This window comes from Pseudomonas sp. EYE_354 (assembly GCF_023148575.1).
In the GTDB taxonomy this organism is placed as follows: Bacteria; Pseudomonadota; Gammaproteobacteria; order Pseudomonadales; family Pseudomonadaceae; genus Aquipseudomonas.
The window spans coordinates 99,862-119,147 of record NZ_JAHXNQ010000019.1; the positions used below are offsets into that span (position 1 = coordinate 99,862).

General features: G+C 61.2%; 19 protein-coding genes. 7 read left to right on the forward strand and 12 right to left on the reverse strand.

Going from position 1 to position 19,286, the window contains the following annotated elements; all coding sequences use genetic code 11:
- Nucleotides 1-4: 4 nt before the first annotated feature.
- Nucleotides 5-751, forward strand: a complete 747-nt coding sequence (locus tag KZX66_RS22925; protein WP_248083520.1) for a creatininase family protein — start codon at nt 5-7, stop codon at nt 749-751.
- A gap of 28 nt (nt 752-779) precedes the next feature.
- Here KZX66_RS22925 and KZX66_RS22930 read toward each other — a convergent pair whose 3' ends face one another.
- The gene (locus tag KZX66_RS22930) at nt 780-1,112 is read right to left on the reverse strand and encodes a hypothetical protein (RefSeq protein ID WP_248083521.1); all 333 of its coding nucleotides are present in this window, start codon (nt 1,110-1,112) and stop codon (nt 780-782) included.
- Between the two features lie 42 nt (nt 1,113-1,154).
- Nucleotides 1,155-1,799: an ATPase gene (locus KZX66_RS22935; RefSeq protein WP_248083522.1), complete on the reverse strand. Its 645-nt coding sequence runs from the start codon at nt 1,797-1,799 to the stop codon at nt 1,155-1,157.
- A 130-nt stretch (nt 1,800-1,929) separates the two neighbouring features.
- Between KZX66_RS22935 and KZX66_RS22940 the strand changes: the two genes are divergently transcribed.
- Complete coding sequence (locus KZX66_RS22940) at nt 1,930-2,202, forward strand: hypothetical protein (protein WP_248083523.1); 273 nt, start codon at nt 1,930-1,932, stop codon at nt 2,200-2,202.
- Here KZX66_RS22940 and yfcF read toward each other — a convergent pair.
- Nucleotides 2,177-2,809: a glutathione transferase gene (gene yfcF / locus KZX66_RS22945; RefSeq protein WP_248083524.1), complete on the reverse strand. Its 633-nt coding sequence runs from the start codon at nt 2,807-2,809 to the stop codon at nt 2,177-2,179. The two genes, KZX66_RS22940 and yfcF, sit on opposite strands and share 26 nt — an antisense overlap.
- A gap of 221 nt (nt 2,810-3,030) precedes the next feature.
- On the opposite strand from yfcF, the gene KZX66_RS22950 reads away from it, so the two are divergent.
- Nucleotides 3,031-4,185, forward strand: coding sequence for a DUF1624 domain-containing protein (locus KZX66_RS22950; RefSeq protein WP_248083525.1), 1,155 nt, complete (start codon nt 3,031-3,033; stop codon nt 4,183-4,185).
- Between the two features lie 80 nt (nt 4,186-4,265).
- Here KZX66_RS22950 and metE read toward each other — a convergent pair whose 3' ends face one another.
- Both metE and KZX66_RS22960 read right to left on the reverse strand, forming a co-directional pair.
- Nucleotides 4,266-6,554: a 5-methyltetrahydropteroyltriglutamate--homocysteine S-methyltransferase gene (gene metE, locus KZX66_RS22955; RefSeq protein WP_248083526.1), complete on the reverse strand. Its 2,289-nt coding sequence runs from the start codon at nt 6,552-6,554 to the stop codon at nt 4,266-4,268.
- Nucleotides 6,555-6,652: 98 nt separating this feature from the next.
- On the reverse strand, nt 6,653-7,258 hold the full coding sequence (locus KZX66_RS22960) for a LysE family translocator (protein ID WP_248083528.1): 606 nt from the start codon (nt 7,256-7,258) through the stop codon (nt 6,653-6,655).
- Between the two features lie 191 nt (nt 7,259-7,449).
- On the opposite strand from KZX66_RS22960, the gene KZX66_RS22965 reads away from it, so the two are divergent.
- Both KZX66_RS22965 and KZX66_RS22970 read left to right on the forward strand, forming a co-directional pair.
- A complete protein-coding gene (locus tag KZX66_RS22965) occupies nt 7,450-7,950 on the forward strand; it encodes a GNAT family N-acetyltransferase (RefSeq protein WP_248083529.1) in 501 nt (166 codons plus the stop codon).
- Nucleotides 7,951-8,133: 183 nt separating this feature from the next.
- On the forward strand, nt 8,134-9,528 hold the full coding sequence (locus KZX66_RS22970; RefSeq protein ID WP_248083530.1) for a hypothetical protein: 1,395 nt from the start codon (nt 8,134-8,136) through the stop codon (nt 9,526-9,528).
- A gap of 64 nt (nt 9,529-9,592) precedes the next feature.
- Here KZX66_RS22970 and KZX66_RS22975 read toward each other — a convergent pair whose 3' ends face one another.
- The 7 genes from KZX66_RS22975 to KZX66_RS23005 all read right to left on the reverse strand — a co-directional run bounded on the left by KZX66_RS22975 (nt 9,593) and on the right by KZX66_RS23005 (nt 16,541).
- A complete protein-coding gene (locus KZX66_RS22975; protein WP_248083531.1) occupies nt 9,593-10,912 on the reverse strand; it encodes an OprD family porin in 1,320 nt (439 codons plus the stop codon).
- 139 nt (nt 10,913-11,051) lie between these two features.
- Complete coding sequence (locus tag KZX66_RS22980) at nt 11,052-11,885, reverse strand: phosphodiesterase (protein WP_248083532.1); 834 nt, start codon at nt 11,883-11,885, stop codon at nt 11,052-11,054.
- A 10-nt stretch (nt 11,886-11,895) separates the two neighbouring features.
- The gene (locus KZX66_RS22985; protein ID WP_248083533.1) at nt 11,896-12,927 is read right to left on the reverse strand and encodes an ABC transporter ATP-binding protein; all 1,032 of its coding nucleotides are present in this window, start codon (nt 12,925-12,927) and stop codon (nt 11,896-11,898) included.
- Nucleotides 12,924-13,718 carry an ABC transporter permease subunit gene (locus KZX66_RS22990; protein WP_248083534.1) on the reverse strand — a complete coding sequence of 265 codons (795 nt, stop codon included), beginning with the start codon at nt 13,716-13,718 and terminating at the stop codon, nt 12,924-12,926. Before KZX66_RS22990 ends, KZX66_RS22985 begins: the two co-directional genes overlap by 4 nt.
- Nucleotides 13,715-14,533, reverse strand: coding sequence for an ABC transporter permease (locus KZX66_RS22995; RefSeq protein ID WP_248083536.1), 819 nt, complete (start codon nt 14,531-14,533; stop codon nt 13,715-13,717). Before KZX66_RS22995 ends, KZX66_RS22990 begins: the two co-directional genes overlap by 4 nt.
- The gene (locus KZX66_RS23000; protein WP_248083537.1) at nt 14,534-15,538 is read right to left on the reverse strand and encodes an ABC transporter substrate-binding protein; all 1,005 of its coding nucleotides are present in this window, start codon (nt 15,536-15,538) and stop codon (nt 14,534-14,536) included.
- The gene (locus tag KZX66_RS23005) at nt 15,522-16,541 is read right to left on the reverse strand and encodes a LacI family DNA-binding transcriptional regulator (RefSeq protein ID WP_248083538.1); all 1,020 of its coding nucleotides are present in this window, start codon (nt 16,539-16,541) and stop codon (nt 15,522-15,524) included. The genes KZX66_RS23000 and KZX66_RS23005 overlap by 17 nt, the downstream gene beginning before the upstream one ends.
- A 255-nt stretch (nt 16,542-16,796) precedes the next feature.
- Here KZX66_RS23005 and KZX66_RS23010 point away from each other — a divergent pair, with 255 nt between their 5' ends.
- A complete protein-coding gene (locus KZX66_RS23010; protein ID WP_248083539.1) occupies nt 16,797-17,894 on the forward strand; it encodes a carboxynorspermidine decarboxylase in 1,098 nt (365 codons plus the stop codon).
- Between the two features lie 29 nt (nt 17,895-17,923).
- Complete coding sequence (locus KZX66_RS23015) at nt 17,924-19,168, forward strand: saccharopine dehydrogenase family protein (protein ID WP_248083540.1); 1,245 nt, start codon at nt 17,924-17,926, stop codon at nt 19,166-19,168.
- The last annotated feature ends 118 nt before the right edge of the window (nt 19,169-19,286 follow it).

Below are 19,286 nucleotides of genomic sequence, written 5' to 3' on the forward strand. Positions count from 1 at the left end.
TCGAATGCTTCTACATCAATCGACCTGGATCGAGATCGGCCAATTCCTGGCGCGCAGCCGCACGGTGGTCATCCCCATCGGCTCCAACGAGCAACACGGCCCGACCGGCCTGCTGGGCACTGACTGGATGTGCCCGGAGATCATCGCCCATGAGGCGCAAAAGAACGCCGACATTCTGATCGGCCCCACCTTCAATATCGGCATGGCCCAGCATCACCTGGGTTTTCCCGGCACCATTTCCCTGCGTCCTTCCACCTTCATCGCCGCGATTGGCGACTGGGTGCGCTCGCTGGCCGGGCATGGTTTCGACAAGATCCTGTTCCTCAATGGCCACGGCGGCAACATCGCGACCATTGAAGCGGCGTTTTCCGAGCTGTACGCCGAAGCCAGCTTCGCCCGGCGCCCTGCCGGCTTTGCGTTGAAGCTGGTGAATTGGTGGGACCTGGAAGGCGTCACTGACCTGGCGCAGCGCCAATTCCCGGTGGGCCATGGCAGCCATGCCACACCGTCGGAAATCGCCGTGACGCAATGGGCCTACCCGGACTCGATCAAGTCCGCCGACTACGCACCTCAGATCGCCAACACCGGCCCAATCCGCGAGGCCCTGGACTTCCGCGCCCGTTTCCCGGATGGGCGCATGGGCTCGGACCCGGCTCTGGCGACCGTGGAAAAAGGCGGAGAATTGGTGGCGTTGGCGGCGCGAGGGCTGATTAAAACAGTCAACGGCTTCAGCAACGAAACCAGACCCTGAGCCCTGCCCCGTTGCCCGTGGCCTGGCGTTACTGGCATTCCTTGGCGGACATTTCCAGCCGCGACGGCGTGAGGGCCGACGCCAGCGGCTTGCGCTCATACAAGAACACCTTGCCGCCCTCGCCTGCCTTGTAGACTTCCAGCACGTCGTCGGCGGCGATCTTGCTGGTCAACACCACCCTGGCGTGACGCGAGTTCTGCGTCACGGTGGAGGTGATCCCGTGTTTTTCCAGCTTAGGCAAGACGCACTGCACATAGGCGTCAGGGCCCTTGATCGATTGCAGGGTCAGGGTGGGGGTATTGGGCGAGGAAACACAGCCGGCCAACAACAGAGCCGTCAGGGGTACGAACAAAGCGCGCATGAAAAAATCCTGAGTCGAAAAATAAAGGGTCAAACACACACATCAACTGGCGCGCACCAGCGCCTTGAGCGACACATCGAACTGCTTTAACGCATCGAGCTGCACATCCCGCTGCCGCTCGATCTGCGCGGCGATTTCCGGCGCTGATTTGTCACGCACCCACACCGACGGCACCTGTTTATGCACCGAACCTTCGGCCTTGGCGATGTACTGCAGGTCGGCGTCATAGAACCGCGCCACAAAACGCGCCTCGACTTCATCGTTACGCGGGGTCAACAGTTGGTTATGTGTATCGAGCATCACCACGACATCCGGGTGCGCCTGCAGCAATGCATCCAGATTGTCGTAGACCGTCACCGACGAAAAGGTGCCTTGCAGTGAGTTCATCAACCAATCGATGGCCAGTTCCGGGTCGGAGCTGTTGACGAACGCCGCACGGATCCGCCCGTCGAGCACATCCTTGGCGCCGTTCAAGGCCATGTCGTGGTAGCGTTCAAGGTAGCCGAGATTGTCGCGGGTGGAGTCGCTTAACAACACACCCACCGATTGCGCCGGCTGCAGAGAGTCTACGCCAGCGGCGATTGGTAGCAAATGGCCTTTACGCAGATCGCCCGCGATTGCTGCGTTGTTCACCACTGCGGTGCCGAGCATCAGGGCCATTAAAGCCAGTTGAATTATCGTCCTCATCGCGCGTTTCCTTGAACTGCGTCTCGATGAAGTCATTTTGCCCTTTCCCTGCAAAAACAGAACTTGCGTTGCGTGATGGTGACTATTATCTGAAGCGATAGTGTCACGACAAAACCTATAAGGACTTGCCATGAAGCCCCACCAGAAAACCTTCGACCGCATCCGCGAAGCCGTCTTGCCGGAGTACCGTGAGCGCGTCGCCGATTACCTGACCGAGTACGAAAAGGTACTGCTGGATGCGGCGGCGGAGGCGGACCAGATCAACGCCAGCGCCCAGCAACTGCGCGGTTACCTGCGCGGCTTGAACACCACGCGGGTGCTGGGCATGGCCGATTGGGAAGACCTGGACCGACGCGTAACGCACATCAGTGAAAGCGCTACAGCACAGGGCGTGGCTGATTGACCCACGCCTGCACCGACGGCCGCAGCCACTGACGCCGGGCGTACGCCACCAGATCGGCGGGCACGTTGTCGCCGTTCAGGATCAAGCGATTAAGCATGAGCGCCAGGTCCACATCGGCAATCGACCACTCACCGAACAGGTGGGCCGGGTCACCTGCCAACAGCGTCTGCGCGCCACTGATCAAGCGCCGGGCGGCCGCCTCGGCCACCGGCGACAACGGCGGCATCTGCTGCCCGCAGAACACCACCAACGTGGAGCGTTCCTGGCGAATCGGCAGTAAATCGCTGCGCAGCCACGCCTGCACCTGCCGCGCCCTCGCCCGCTGCCTGGGATCGGCCGGGTACACCGCGGTTTCGGGATAAGCCTCGTCCAGGTACTCGGTGATCGCCGAAGACTCCGACAGCGCAAAATCGCCTTCCACCAGGGTCGGTACACGTTGGGTCACCGACAACCGGGCGAAATCCGCCGTCTGGTGTTGCGCGGCCTCAAGGTCCAGGGTGACCAGATCGAAGGCCAGGCCTTTTTCGCGCAGTGTGACGAACACCGACATGGCATACGGGCTGGTAAAGATCGAATCGACGTAAAGGCGCAACGGACTCTGGCTCATGGGCAATCTCCTTTTATGAGCCCTCACGCTACGAGATGCGCGCGAATAAAGACAATGCAGGGTTTTTATGGGGGCATTCCTGGCGGGAATACCGCCACCCGTTATCCGGCAAACCCGCCGCTGTCCAGAAAGCCCATTTAACAGCAGCCAACGCGCGGCAACGCGCCGCATAATGTTATAGGATAACGCCAACTTTCCGACCTGCCCTGCGATGCTCCCCCATGACCGATGCTGCTCCCCTGCGCCAACGCCTGCTCTCCATCGACGCCCTGCGCGGTTTGGTGATCCTGTTCATGCTGTTGGACCACGTGCGCGAAACCTTCCTGCTGCACCGCCAGGTCAGCGACCCCATGAGCATCGACGCCACCGAGCCTGCGCTGTTTTTAAGCCGCAGCCTCGCGCATTTGTGCGCGCCGGTATTCGTGCTACTGACCGGGCTGTCAGCGTTTTTATACGGCCAGAAGTATCAGGGCCGGGCCGACGTGTCGGCGTTCCTGTTCAAGCGCGGGCTGTTCCTGGTGGTCCTGGAGTTCACCCTGGTCAACTTCGCCTGGACCTTTCAACTGCCACCCAGCGTGATCTACCTGCAGGTGATCTGGGCCATCGGCGTGAGCATGATCGCCCTGGCCGCCCTGGTGTGGTTACCGCGCCCGCTCTTGATTGCACTGGCGCTGGTGATCATCGGCGGTCACAACCTGTTGGATGGGCTGCACTTCACGCCCGGTTCGTCGTTGCAAACGTTGTGGTCGATCCTGCATGAACGCAGTTGGATTCAAGTGACCGATACCCTGCGCCTGCGCGTGACCTATCCCGTGCTGCCGTGGATCGGGGTGATTGCCCTGGGTTACGCCGTCGGCCCCTGGTTTGCGAACGGTATGCCGCCAGCGTTGCGCCAGCGTTATCTGCTACTGGGCGGTGTGAGCGCGTTGGCGGGATTCGTGCTGTTACGGGCGGCTAACGGGTATGGCGAGAAACCCTGGCAAGCCCATGAGAGCAGCGTGCAGACGCTGATGAGCTTTTTCAATGTCACCAAGTACCCGCCCTCGTTGCTGTTCCTGGCATTGACCCTGGGCATTGGGATGCTCCTGCTGTTGGCGTTTGAACGCGCCGGTCACAAGCGTTGGATCAGCGTACTGGCGGTGTTCGGTGCGGCGCCGATGTTCTTTTATCTGCTGCACCTGTTTGTGCTGAGACTGTTGTATGTCGCCTGTGTCGCGTTGTTTGGGCTAGACCATGGCAACTACTTTGGCTTCGATACCATCGCCGCGGTCTGGTGGGCAGCGCTGTTACTGCCACTGGCGCTTTACCCGCCCGTGCGCTGGTTTGCCGGACTCAAGGCGCGACGCCGCGACCTGGCCTGGCTCAAATACCTCTGAGCTGACCCAAACCTCTGACCTGACGCAAAGCCAATGTGGGAGCAGGCTCCCACATTTTTCCAGCGTGCTTGCCCGAAAAGTCAGGCCAGCTCAGCGCGCAGCTGACGCGCGGCCGCCACCATATGAATCAACGCTGCCTCGGTCTCTGACCAGCCACGGGTCTTCAAACCGCAATCGGGATTCACCCACAAGCGCTCGGCCGGAATCCGCCTGGCCGCCTTGCGCAGCAGGTTGGCCATTTCCGACACATCCGGAACCCGTGGCGAGTGGATGTCATACACGCCCGGACCGATGTCATTCGGGTAAGCGAAGGCTTCGAACGCGTCCAGCAGTTCCATGTCCGAGCGTGAGGTTTCGATGGTGATCACGTCCGCATCCATGGCCGCGATGGACTCGATCACGTCGTTGAACTCGCTGTAGCACATGTGGGTGTGGATCTGGGTTTCATCACGCACCCCAGAGGCACACAGGCGGAACACCTCGGTGGCCCAGTCCAGGTACGGCTGCCACTGCGCCTGGCGCAACGGCAGGCCTTCACGAAACGCGGCTTCGTCGATCTGAACGATTTTGATCCCGGCAGCTTCCAGATCGATCACTTCATCGCGAATCGCCAGGGCCAGTTGACGGGCCTGCACCTCGCGGCCCACGTCTTCGCGCGGGAAGGACCACATCAGCATGGTCACCGGGCCGGTCAGCATGCCTTTCATCACTTTGTGGGTCAGGCCTTGGGCGTAGCGGATCCACTCCACGGTCATCGCTTTGGGGCGGCTCAGGTCGCCGAAGATCACCGCCGGTTTCACGCAGCGCGACCCGTAGCTCTGCACCCAGCCAAAACGGGTGAACACGTAGCCATCCAGTTGCTCGGCGAAGTACTCGACCATGTCGTTACGCTCGGCTTCACCGTGGACCAACACATCCAGGCCGAGGTGTTCCTGGATTTCGACGGCGTGTTTGATCTCGCTGTGCATCGCCTCGACGTATTCAGCCTCGCTCAACTTGCCGGCCTTGTACGACTGACGCGCCAGACGGATCGACGCCGTCTGCGGGAACGAACCGATGGTAGTAGTGGGAAACAACGGCAGGTTGAGATCCGCGCGCTGCTGCTCGATACGCTGGGCAAACGGCGAATGGCGCTGGCTGTCCTGGGCGGTAATGGCGGCAACGCGTGCTTGTACCGCCGGCTTATGAATACGTGGCGAAGCCGCACGTGCGGCCTGCACGGCGCGACTTTGCGCCAGAGCCGCGAGCACGTCTGGCGCCTGGGGGGCGTCGACCGCCTGGGCCAGCACCGCCACTTCGGCACACTTTTGCACGGCAAACGCAAGCCAGCTCTTGAGCTCAGCGTCCAATTGGTCCTCACGCCCCAGATCCACCGGGCTGTGCAGCAACGAGCAGGACGGCGCTACCCACAGGCGATCGCCCAATTTTTCATGGGCATGCCGCAAGGTCGCCAGGGCATTTTCCAGGTCGCAGCGCCATACGTTACGGCCGTTGACTACCCCCAGGGACAACACCTTGTACGCCGGCAGGCGGTCGAGGATGGTCGGGTACTGTTCCGGCGCGCGCACCAGGTCGATATGCAAGCCGTCGACCGGCAGGTTGGCGGCCAGGCCAAGGTTCTCTTCCAGGCCACCGAAGTACGTGGCCACCAGTTTTTTCAGCGGGTCGCGCTGGATCAGGTTATAGGCGCGCTCAAAAGCGTTTTTCCACTCCTGCGGCAGGTCCAGCACCAGGATCGGTTCGTCGATCTGCACCCACTCCACGCCCAGTTCCGCCAGACGCTGGAAGATCTGGCCGTACAACGGCAGCAGGCGATCGAGCAGGTCCAGCTTGTCGAAATCAGCGCCCTTGACCTTGCCCAGCCACAGGTAAGTCAACGGGCCGATCACCACCGGCTTGACGGTGTGGCCCAGCTCGCGGGCTTCCTGGACCTCTTCGAACAATTGGTCCCAACCCAGGTGGAAGTGCTGGTCAGCGCTGAATTCAGGGACCAGGTAGTGGTAGTTGGTGTCGAACCACTTGGTCATTTCCTGGGCGTGGGCACCGCCGCAGCAGCTGTCGCTGACACCGCGGGCCATGCCGAACAGCGTCTGCAGGGTGGCCTTGCCATCCGCTGGGCGAAAACGCGGCGGGATTACACCGAACATCAGCGAATGCGTGAGCACCTGGTCGTACCAGGCGAAGTCACCGACGGGCAGCAATTCGATGCCGGCCTGTTTCTGCAGGTCCCAATGGGTTTTGCGCAAGTCACGCCCCACGGCGCGCAGGCCGGCTTCGTCAAGTTCGCCCTTCCAAAACGCTTCCTGCGCTTTTTTCAGTTCACGGTCGCGTCCAATGCGCGGAAATCCAAGGGAATGAGCGACTGCCATGACTTACAACTCCAATGTCGAATAGATATGGCAGCCATTGTCGACACGCATCGATAGTGAGACAAACTCATTTTATTTTAGATCGTCACAAGTTCTACTCATGTTCGAATGACATGCAGATAAAACGCGTGGAACATGAACACCGCGCACACCGCCAGCGCCAGGCCCATGCAACGGTTGAACAGGGTGAAGGCCGAATGGCCGCTGATCCGCCGCCCCAGCATCGCCCCGAGCAGCGCATACACCCACGGCGCCCCCACGGCACCCAACGCCAGCAGGGCCGACACCCCGGCGATGGCCGCGCCGGTGATATGCGCCGCCGGCAGCATCACGCTGGTGATCGGCAACACCGCCATGACGCCCTTGGGGTTGAGCAGTTGGATCACCAGGCCGTTCCAGAACGTTAAGGATTTGGTCGGTACGCTTGACCCTTCGTCAACCACTGTACGCGCGGTGAACACCTGGTACGCCAGGTAAAGCGTGTAGACACCGCCCGCCAAGGAGATATAAGGCAACGCCGCTTGGGAAATGATTGCTTCACCGGTGTAGCCAAACAGCACGAACATCACCATCATCGCGCAGCCCACCCCGATGAAAAACCCGGTAGAGCGGCGCAACTTGCCGGTGAGGCCGGCATTGAGCCCCATGAAGTTCACGGGACCGGGGCTGTACATGACGCTGAACGCGTAGAGAAAGATATCCATGGGAGACCTGCTGAAAGAAGTGCGGCCAGTCTACTCAGGCGCTCCGGGGCGGATCTTGTACGTTTGTGGCAGGCCAGCAACCCGGCCGCTCAGACCACTAAACCGCCTTTGTGATTAAGACCGATCTGCGCACGAGGCCCTGTCATGGAAGTACAGTTACGCGTGCTCACAAGAAGGCGAGTTCAATCGATATGCAAGAGCGTCACCCACTCAGCGACCTCTACGACGACGGCGTTTCGATACGCCCACTGATAGACCTTCCCCAAGCGGTACGCGCGTTGGAGGCCCAGGCCATCAGCGAAGGATTCGGGTTCCTGACACGGCTGATCACCGAATGGGACAACCACACCAACCGATTCAGTCGGCCAGGCGAATGCCTGTTAGGCGTGTTTTACCAAGACCAATTGGTCGCCATCGGTGGCATTACCCAGGATCCCCATGCCGGGCCAACGGTCGGTCGGCTGCGCCGGGTATACGTCGCCACTCACGTGCGTCGACGCCGGTTGGGGCGCACCCTGGTGCAAGCACTGCTGGACCACGCCGCCCTGAAATTTGAAGAAGTACGGTTGTTCACCGACACACCCGAAGCTGCCGCGTTTTATCGGCGCTGCGGTTTTCAGCCGATAAGCGACGGGACCGCGACCCATGTGAAGTCATTGAGCCTTGCGAACGCGGCTTGCGCGTCAAGTTGACGTTCTACGTGGTGTGTACTAAAAGCTACGCACTCCCTCGTTCCGCCACCCTAGCGCCACCCCCGAAAAAGGACTTTCCCGGTGAAGATACGCAGTCTGTTATGCCTGCTCCTCATTCTCACAGGTTGTATGCAAATCCAACCTCGCGACGCCCAAATCGACAGGGCGTCGGATGGTGCCGTCATGGTTCAGATTCTGGTCAACAGCCCCAATGTCAGCTTTTTTTTCAAGAACTGGCAGACCATTACCCTTGAGCGTGTGAGCAGCCCCACAGGTGAGCACGGCGACAAGTTCTCACTGCGTAAAAACGAAGAAGCCACTTCCAGATCAGCCATCTACGCCGGCTCATTACCGCCAGGCACTTATCGCCTGGGACAGTTCAACGCAGGCCAATGCGGCGCAATGTGTGTCAGCAACGAAGTCGATATCAGTTCGGACTTCAGCCGCTTTGCTGTGCAAAGCGGTCAGCTGACTGACTTAGGGGTCATTATCCAGACGCCGGTCAAGGACCGCCTGGTATTTGTGCATAGTCAGGCCCCCGCCAACGAGTCCACGCGAGAGCGTGTCCAAGCCTTATTTCCCGGTCTGAGCCCGCTGCTCGCCAAGCCAACGCTGTCATGGGATGGGCAAACCGTAAAGGCCGACATGACAAGCGCCTTTGAACTGAGCAAAGCCCTCAGCTTCGGCGTTATGTCGCTGCAGCAGACTACCGAAAACACTTTTATCTACGCCAGTGCCAACGGCGTGATCTATGAATGGACGCCCGGACAACCCGCCGTTGCGCATGATGTAGGGGTGCGCAACGCCATCGAATCGGCCCTCGTCACCGGCGCCGGAACCTGGCTGGCAGGCGGGGAATTGGGCACATTGCGTCAATCGGATGACCAAGGAAGGCATTGGCGGTCCATCCGAGGCAACCTGCCTTTTGGCGTCGTTACCAACTTGCACCAATGGAAGGACCAGGTCATCGCAACCACATTGCGCGGAAACAGTATCTACATTCACAGCGCACCACTGGGTAGCGATCACTGGACGCAGTTGGCGCGCTACGAAAAGGAACTCTCCCTGCGCGCGCTCTCTGAGCTGTTCCCTACCAGGTCTTACTTGCTGGGAAACGAGTTGGTCAGCTCTGTGCCCGGTGACAAGGTCGGCGTGTTGAATCTTGAAAACCGGCAGTCCGCGCTCTACCCGCTGCCGGGTGGCATTTCTCTGTTCTGGGCTTCCAACGATGGCGTGCTGCATTGCAGCTGTGCGGCATCAATGATTTTCAACCCCTATGAAAGCCATGACCACGGCAAGACCTGGCAAGACTCGACCCACACGCGATATATGTTTGGCTCCAACTTCAGGGACAAGAACAACGGCGTCGCCCTGCACTATGTGCTCTATTCCGATATGCGCATGGCCTATACGCAAAACGGTGGCACTACATGGACCGAAACGACCGCACTCTCCCCCACCCTGATCAATGAGTTCTTCTACAGCCGCGACGGCAAATCGGTGTTCGCCTCAATGGTCAACGGCAACTTGCTGCAGTCCAAGGATGACGGGCGTAGCTGGACCGCCGCCATCCGATAAATACAGGCCATGAAACGCCCCTGTTGCGAGCTAATCTGCACCTCGCAACAGGGGCCAGCGGGTCTTACATCAACGGAATCGAATAGCTCACAAACAACCGGTTCTGATCCTGGTCCCGCGCCACTTCACTGCGGGACATCCCGTTGCGCCAGCCAAACCCGACGTTCTTGAACGTGCCGCTCTGCACCACGTAATCCAGGGAGATATCCCGTTCCCACTCGCTGGCATCGTTGCCGCTGGCGGTGAGGATATGCTCGCCCTTGAGGTACATCACCGACGCCTTGAGGCCCGGTACGCCGAGGGATGCGAAGTCATACGCATACTGTGCAAACGCCGTGCGCTCGCCGGCCTGGATGAACGTTTGCACGGTGCGGTCGGTGTAGAGGTACAGGCTGGCACCGCCCTCGCCTTTGCCCACCAGGCCGCCCTGGTTGAGTTGGGCGAAGTTGCTGTCGTCCGAGACTTGCTGATAACCGGCGGTGATCGCGTGCGGGCCCAGGGAGTAGATGAACGCCGCGCTCCAGGTGTTGTTGTCGATTTCACCGTTGCCGTTCTTGGTGTAACCGCCGAACTTGTAGCCTTCGGCACGGCCGGCGGCGCTGCTGTTTTTGCCGTCGGCGGTGGTCTTGAAGTAGCGCAGGTCAGTCTTCAACGAGCCGTATTCGCCCAGCGGCAACACGTGGATCAACCCGGCGAAGTGTTGCTGGTAATAGTCCTCGAGGTTGGCGTAGTAGTACTGCAGCATCAGGTCTTTGGTCAGTTTGTAGTCAGCGCCGGCGTAGGTGAATTTGTTGCTTTCACGGGTGCCACCGGCCGCGGCCAGGCCGCTGCTGTCGCTGGAACCACGGCCGGTGGTGTGTTGCAGTTGGCCGCCGACCAGCGTCAGGTTGTCGATGTCGTTGCTGGTGACTTGCCCACCCTCAAACGACTGCGGCAACAGGCGCCCGTCGTTGCTCACCAGAATCGGCAGGTTCGGGCGCAGGTAGCCGTAGCGCGCTTCGGTCTTGGCAAAGCGCGCTTTGGCCGTGGCGCCGCCACGAGCCCAGTTGTCAGCGGCTTTGCCGTCATCGTTGGGGATCATCGAGCTGCCCACATGGCGCCCGCCGCCGCTGTCGAGGGTCACACCAAGCATGCCGATGGCATCCAGGCCGAACCCTACGGTGCCGTCGGTAAAGCCCGACTGGTAGTTGAGGATAAAAGCCTGGCCCCACTCCTCCGTCTTGGACGGCGCGGCCGTTCCGTCGCGGTTATCGTTATTGAAATAGAAGTTACGCAGGCCCAGGTTGGCTTTGCTGTCGCTCAAAAAGTCCGCAGAAGCCAAGGGGCTCAGGACAATACCCAAGCCACCGGTCAACAGACTCAATACATTCAACGTTGCTTTCATCAGGACGAACTCCGGCGCGGAATCCAAGTTCCGGGCGCAAAAAAGAGCAGCAGGATGCCGTCGGCCACACGTTAAGTTGGCCGCGGCGTTAACGGTTATTCAGCGAGTCAGTTGAGTGAAGTGAAACCTCCGTACAACCTCAGTCAATCAATCCATGAGCGTCATAAAACGGATACGGGCCCGGGTAGTCCCCGAACACGCCGTTGTGGCTGATCAGCCCTTGCTGTGCCTCCCAGCGATGCAACAGATACCCCGCCGGCTCCAGGTTGAAATGCGCAGGCGCCGCCGCCTGCAAATCCAGCACGATCTGATGGGACGTGCCGGGGCACACACAACTGAGGCTGCCACCGAAGCGTCGCTGCATCGGCCGGTGCAGGTGCCCGCATAACAGGCGTTCCACTTGCGGGTGGCGGGCGACGACCGCTTCCAGGGCGGCGGCATTGATAAAGGGTTCGCGGTCCATATGGCCGATGCCGCTGATAAAGGGCGGGTGATGCAGGATCAGCAAGGTCGGCATATCGGGGCGCAACGCCAGTTGGGCGTCGAGCCACTGCACCTGGCTGTCGAGCAACTGGCCGCCGTGGCCACCGGGAATGGTGGAGTCCAGGCCAATCAGTCGCAGCGGATGCGCGTCCACCACCCAATCCAACGGGCCGTCTGCCGAACGCGGCAAGTAGGCGTGGTCGCTGAATGCATCCAACAGCGGCCCACGGCTGTCATGGTTACCCGGCACCAGGTAGCACGGCATGTGCAGGCGCGCGAGTTCCGGGTGCAGCACGGCGTATTCATCGGCGCGGCCGAAGTCCACCAGGTCGCCGCTGACCACCACGATATCCGGCCGTGGCTGGCTGGCATTCAGGTGGTCGACGGCACGGCGCAGCGCGCCCAGGGTATCCACAACGCCATAGGTGAGGCGCTGGCCGGCTTTAAGGTGCAGGTCGCTGATCTGTGCGACTAAAAACGGACGATTCACAAGCAGACTCTCATGCATTGAGGGTGAACAATTTATGCGGCGCAACTGCCAGAGCCATCGGCGCGCCGACGGCGTACAGGTGGTTGTCGCTGCAGTCCACCAACAGCGGTTGCGGGCCGCCTACGTCCACCAGCAGGCGACTTTGGGCGCCCTGGAAAAACTGCGCGAGCAGATGCCCGTGCAGATGCCCTTCGTGCTCCATCACCCGCAGGTGTTCGGGGCGGCAGTACACGGTATTGGGCAGATTAGCTTCGTGCCAGGGCAACTCGCCGCCGCAGACTTTCAAGCCGTGAGTGGACGGCTCGATGACCTCAAAAGCGTTCAGGTTGCCGACGAAACCGGCGACGAAGGCATTCGCAGGTTTCTGGTAGATCTCCCGTGGGCTGGCCAGTTGCGCGATGCGCCCGTGCTCCATCACCAGGATGCGGTCGCCCAGGGCCATGGCTTCGCCCTGGTCGTGGGTGACGAACACCGAGGTAATGCCCAGGCCCCGCAGCAGTTCATTGAGCTCACTGCGCAGGCGCTCACGCAATTGCGCATCGAGGGCTGCCAGCGGTTCATCGAGCAGCAGCACCTTGGGGCGCGGTGCCAGGGCCCGGGCGAGCGCCACGCGCTGGCGTTGGCCGCCGGACAACTCATGGATGCTGCGTTTGCCGTGCTGTTGCAAACCCACCAGCTCCAGCAGCTCTTCGCAACGCTGAGTACGCTCGCGCGGCGCCACGCCGCGAATCTTCAGGCCATAGACGATGTTCCCCGCCACATCGAGGTTGGGAAACAGCGCGTAGTTCTGAAACACCATGCCCACATCACGCCGCTCGATGGGCAGACGCGTCACATCCGTGTCACCGAACAGCACCTGGCCGATGTCCGGGCGTTCCAGGCCGGCGATCAGACGCAGGGTGGTAGTTTTGCCACAGCCGGACGGTCCGAGGATCGCCAGGGTTTCGCCGCCTTCGACGGTCAAGTTCAGGTCATGCACGGCCACGGTGCCGTCGGCGAATGCCTTGCGACAGCCTTGCAGGCGGATAGTGATAGCGGTCATCGACGCTCTCCACGGGACAAACGGGCACTGATGGCCTGCAACGCAATCAGCAGCGGCACGATCATCAGCAAAAAGATCAGGGTGTAGGCACTGGCGATTTCCAGACGCGCCGAGGCATAACTGTCGGCCAGGCCCACCGGCAGGGTTTTGGTCATTGGCGTGTGCAGCATCCAGGTCAGGTTGAATTCACCCAGGGACAAGGTGACCACCATCAGCACCCCGGCCAGAATCCCCGCCCGGCAGTTGGGCACCACCACGCTGAAAAAGCGTTTGATGGGGCCGGCGCCCAGGCTGGCAGCCGCTTCTTCCAACACCGGCAGTTGCTGGCGCTGCATCACCGCCATCACCGGGCGTACCAGAAATGGCAGGGTAAACAGCACATGCCCGACCAGGATGAAGACCCAACTGCTGCGAAACGTGCCGAACTGCCCGTAGGTCAGCAGCAACGCCAGCGCACTGGCCAGGCCCGGCATCGCCACCGGCAGCACCATCAACTCTTCAAAGGCGCGGCTGAAGCGGTTGTTCATGCGCACCAGGGCGTAGGCCGCCGGAACGCCGACCACACACACGCACACCGCGCAGGCCACGGCCAGTTGCAGCGACAGCCACACGGTCGGTGAATAGGCCTGCCACACCTGCACCAGCCAGTCGAAGGTCAGGCCGCTGGACACACCGACAAAGAAGTTGCGCGTCAACCCGGCCACCAGCGACATGAGCACCGGCACCAACATGAAGGCGCACACCAGCAGGGTGAACAGCAGTTGCACCACGAACAGCGATGAGCGCTTCACAGGACCGTCCCCGCGTTTTTCACCAGGCGCCGCGTGAGCAGCAACACCGCCCACGTCACCGCGCCCAGCACCACCGACAGCGCTGCCGCCACGGCAAAGTTGGCGTAATTGGTGAACACGTTGTAGATCGCTACCGGGGTGACGTTCAGCCGCGTGCCCAAGGTAAAGGCCGTGCCGAAGGCGCCCATGGACGTGGCAAAACAGATCGCCCCGCACGACGCCAGCGCTGGCGCGAGGCCCGGCACGATCACGTCGCACACCACGCGCCAATGTCCCGCGCCCAAGGAATGCGCGGCTTCTTCGAGGCTGCGGTCGAGACTCTCGCAAGCGGCCATCACCGTGAGGATCACCCGTGGGATCGAGAAGTACAGGTAGCCCACGAACAACCCGGCCAACGAGTAGGCGAAGATCCAGCGCTCACCGGCCAGGTGCAGGCCCAGGGACGCCAGCAATCCCTGGCGCCCCGCCAACAGGATCACCAGAAAGCCCACCACCACGCCGGGAAACGCCAGCGGAAACGTGAGCAGCGCCACCAGCGCCGAGCGCCCGAAGAACTGCTGCCGCGCGAGGAACACCCCGCTGATACCGCCCACCAGCAAGGCCGCGAACGTGACCACCATCGCCAGCACACAGGTTTGCACCAGGCTGCCCACGTACTGTGCGCTGCTGAGCACTTGCCAATAACCGCTGCCATGGCTGTCGCGGCTCTCGGTGCCCAGCACGATCAAGTGCGCCAGCGGCAACAACCAGAACGCCAGCAGCACCGCAAAGGCCGGGGCCAACGCCAGGGCCGCATGTTTGGACGACGTTGCCACTTACTTGACCTCGTTCAAGTAGCGGGCGGCGAAGGCTTCCTGCACGGCGGCCATTTTCTGGTAATCCACCACACCGGCGCGGGCGTAGTCGCTGTCCGGCAGAAATTGCGCGGCGACCTCAGCCGGCATCTGCACCGGGCGCACCGGGCGCAGGTAAGCCTTGGCCCACAGCGCCTGGCCGGCGTCGGAGAGCACAAAATCCAGCACCTTCTCGCCGTTGGCGCGGTGCGGCGCGTTGGCCACCAGGCTCATCACATAGGGCACGCTGATGCTGCCTTCCTTGGGGATCACGAAATCAACGTGGGCGTTGTCTTTGTAGCGTGCGCGGTAGGCGTTGAAGTCGTAGTCCACCAGGATCGGCAACTCACCGGACAGCACCCGTGCGTAGGCCGTCTGCTTGGGCACGATGGGGGCGTTTTTGGCCAGTTTCTGGAAGTAGTCGATAGCCGGCGCGAAGTTGTCCAGATCGCCGCCCAGGGCGCGGTTGATTGCCACTGCGGAAACGTAGCCGACAAAGGCACTGGAGGGATCGAGGTAACCGACCATGCCTTTGTATTCGGGTTTGAGCAGGTCGGCCCAGCTTTGCGGCACCGGCAGGCCGCCCAGGGCATCGACGTTGACCATGATGCCCAAGGTGCCGGAGTGGATCGCGAACCACTGCCCGGCCGGGTCTTTCAGGCCGGCGGGGATCTGTTCCCAGCCCTTGGGCTTGTAACCCTCGACCACGCCGGCTTTTTGCGCCTGCAGACCGAAGGTCACGCCGTAATACACCACGTCGGCCACCGGTGCGGCCTTCTCTGCCACCAGTTGGGCCAGCGACTGGCCGGAGTTCTTGTTGTCCAGCGGCACCTGGACGCCGGTGTCGGCGGCAATGGCTTTGAGCTGGGTGCCCCAATCGGCCCAGTCCGGCGGGCAGTTGTAGCAAATCGCGGTGTCGGCGGCCTGGGCCAGGCCGGCCATGCCACACAGCAGCACCGCTGCCAGGGTTTTACGGAATGCGCGCATCAAGGGACTCCTCAAGGGGTTGAGTACTGTCGCCCGGCCGGATATGGCAAGGCAGGCAATGGGAAATCGGATCGTTGCCGGCGATCTGCGCCAGCAGTTGGTCAATTACCGTGCTGGCGAGCAGCGCAATGGGCTGCACCACGCTGCACAGGGTCGGGTGCATCTGGGTGCCGAGGGCGATGCCATCGAAGCCCATCACCGAGAGCTGCTGCGGTACATGCCAGGCGTTGCGGCGCAGCTCGGCGATCAGGCTGATGGCCAGAAAATCGTTGGAGCACACCAGAGCGGTGGGTGCCTCGGCGCCCGCGAGCGCCGGCTGGATCGCAGCAAAATCGGCCTGGGTGTGGGCCGACATCTCGATCACCGGGCGGCTTTTGAGGCCGTAGGCGTTCATCGCATCGCAATAGCCGGCATAGCGCAGGCGAGCACGGTCGGACTGCAACGCGGGCCCGGCGACCATGCTGATACGCCGGTGCCCCGCGTCCAGCAAATAACGGGTGGCCATGGCCATGCCGGCGCGGTTGTCGACCGACACGGCGCTGTAGTTGGGGTTGCTGGGTTGGTGATAGGCCAGCACGAACGGCGTTTTCTCGGAATTCAGGCTGCTGAGCACGCTGTTGCTTTCGGCATCGGTGACGGTCAGCACCAGGCCGTCCACCCGCTGGCGCAGCAGTTCTTCGACCACGCTGCACTCGCGCTCGGCGCTGTAGTCGGTGGTCGCCAACACCAGGCTGTAACCGCGCAAACGCGCCGCCCGCTCCATGGCCTGGAACTGTTCGGCGAACACCGGGTTGAGCAGGTTGGGTACCACCACGCCAATCAGGTTGGTGGTTTGCAGGCGCAGTTGGCGGCCCAGCAAATTAGGGCGAAAGCCCAGCTCACGGGCGGCGGCGAACACCTGTTCGCGGGTGGCCATGCGCACCTGCTCAGGGGAGGCAAAGGTACGGGCGGCGGTGGCACGGGATACACCGGCCAGCCGCGCAACGTCTTTCAAATCAGTCATTGTCACTCGCTTGAGATCGATCTCATTGGCGAGGACAGTAACGAGCAAATGTGGCAGGACAGTGGTGGGAAGATGACGGTTTGATGGCAGCCGCCCCCTCCCACACCGGGCCGATGTATGCCCTTGGATAGTCATACTCCGGGGCTATGCTTGAAAACCCGGCGCGCAAAATCCGCCGGCTAACCTTTCGATCCTGACCAAGTGCGGGCACAATGCGTGTCCTTTTTTGGCAGGCACCGCCGCAGGCTCTCAAAAATGATCAAAACGCCGTACTACCTCATCGATAAACAGAAGCTTCTGGTCAACATGCAGAAGATTGCTTACGTGCGCGAGCAGTCCGGCGCCAAGGCTCTGCTGGCGCTCAAGTGCTTTGCCACCTGGTCGGTGTTCGACCTGATGCAACAATACATGGACGGCACGACCTCCTCGTCGCTCTATGAATTGAAGCTCGGTCGCCAGAAATTCGAAGGTGAAGCCCACGCCTACAGCGTGGCCTGGGCCGACGATGAAATCGAAGAGATGCTGGATAACTGCGACAAGATCATCTTCAACTCCATCAGCCAGTTGCAGCGTTTTGCCGAACGCAGCGAAGGCAAGACCCGTGGCCTGCGGGTGAACCCGCAGGTGAGCAGCTCCGATTACCTGCTGGCAGACCCGGCGCGTCCGTTCAGCCGCCTGGGCGAATGGGACCCGGAGAAGATCGAAGGCGTGATCGAGCAGATCTCCGGCTTCATGTTCCACAACAACTGCGAGAACGGCGACTTCAGCCTGTTCGACAAGATGCTGTGCACCATCGAAGAACGCTTCGGCGCGCTGCTGCACAAGGTCAAGTGGGTGAGCCTCGGCGGCGGCATCCACTTCACGGGTGAAGGCTATGCACTGGACGCCTTCTGCGCGCGGCTGAAGGCATTCTCCGAGAAGTACGGCGTGCAGGTGTACCTGGAGCCCGGCGAAGCGGCGATCACCAACAGCGCTTCCCTGGAAGTGACCGTGCTCGACACCCTCTACAACGGCAAAAACCTCGCCGTGGTCGACAGCTCCATCGAAGCCCACCTGCTGGACTTGCTGATCTACCGCCTCAACGCCAAGCTGGCGCCGAGCGAGGGTGAGCACACCGTCATGGTGTGCGGCAAATCCTGCCTGGCCGGGGATATCTTCGGCGAATACCAATTTGATCGTCCGTTGGCCATCGGCGATCGGCTGTCGTTCATCGACACCGCGGGCTACACCATGGTCAAGAAAAACTGGTTCAACGGCCTGAAAATGCCGTCCATCGTAGTGAAACAACTCGACGGTACAGTCGAAGTGGTTCGTGAATTTGGTTACGACGACTACCTGTCCAGCCTTTCGTAAGCTGGCGGATATTAGGAGAGCAAAAGCAATTGAAAAAGAACGTTCTTATCATTGGTGCAGGAGGTGTCGCCAAGGTGGTGGCCCACAAGTGCGCGCAGCACAACGACGAACTCGGTCGTATTGCTATCGCGTCGCGCAACATCTCCAAATGCCAGGCCATCATCGACAGCGTCAAGGCCAAGGGTAGCCTCAAAGTACCCGCCGATATCAAAGCCTTCGCGCTGAACGCCCTGGACGTGGAAGCGACCAAGGCCCTGATCCGTGAAACCGAATCGCAGATCGTCATCAACGTCGGTTCCGCGTTCCTCAACATGTCGGTACTGCGTGCCTGCATCGATACCGGCGTTGCGTACCTCGACACCGCCATCCACGAAGAGCCGGGCAAGGTCTGCGAGACCCCGCCGTGGTACGGCAACTACGAGTGGAACCACCTGGAAGAGTGCAAACAGAAGAACATCACCGCCATCCTTGGCGTGGGCTTCGACCCAGGTGTCGTCAACGCGTATGCCGCGCTGGCGCAGCAACAGCATTTCGACCGCATTGATTCGATCGACATTCTCGACGTCAATGCCGGCTCCCATGGCAAATACTTCGCCACCAACTTCGACCCGGAAATCAACTTCCGCGAATTCACCGGACAGGTGTGGAGCTGGCAGAACAGCCAGTGGACCAGCAACACCATGTTCGAAGTCAAACGTACCGACGACCTGCCGGTGGTCGGTTCGCAGAACCTCTACCTCACCGGTCACGATGAAGTGCACTCGCTGTCGAAAAACCTCGACGTGCCCAACGTGCGCTTCTGGATGAGCTTCGGCGAGCACTACATCAACGTGTTCACCGTGCTGAACAACCTCGGCCTGCTCTCCGAGAAGCCGGTCAAGACCGCCGAAGGCCTGGAAGTGGTGCCGTTGAAAGTGGTCAAGGCCGTACTGCCCGACCCGTCTTCGCTCGCCCCTGGCTACACCGGCAAGACCTGCATCGGCGATCTGGTCAAAGGCACCAAGGATGGCCAGCCACGTGAGTTGTTTATCTACAACGTGGCCGACCACGAAGACGCCTTTGCCGAAACCGACAGCCAGGGCATCTCCTACACCGCCGGTGTTCCACCCGTCGCCGCCGCGCTGCTGGTAGCCCGTGGCGAGTGGGATGTGAAACACATGGCCAACGTCGAGGAACTGCCGGCTGGCCCGTTCCTCAAAGCGCTGGACGTGATGGGGTTGCCGACTCGCATCAAGGACGAGAAAGGTGATCGGGCTTGGGATGCGATTGCCTGATGGGTGATTGTTGACCGAACAAAAGAATGCGCCCCAAGGGGCGCATTCTTTTTGGCAACAATCCTGCTGTAGAAACTCCCCCCTATAGCGGGGTTGTGGTGCCGTGAAGTCGCGTACC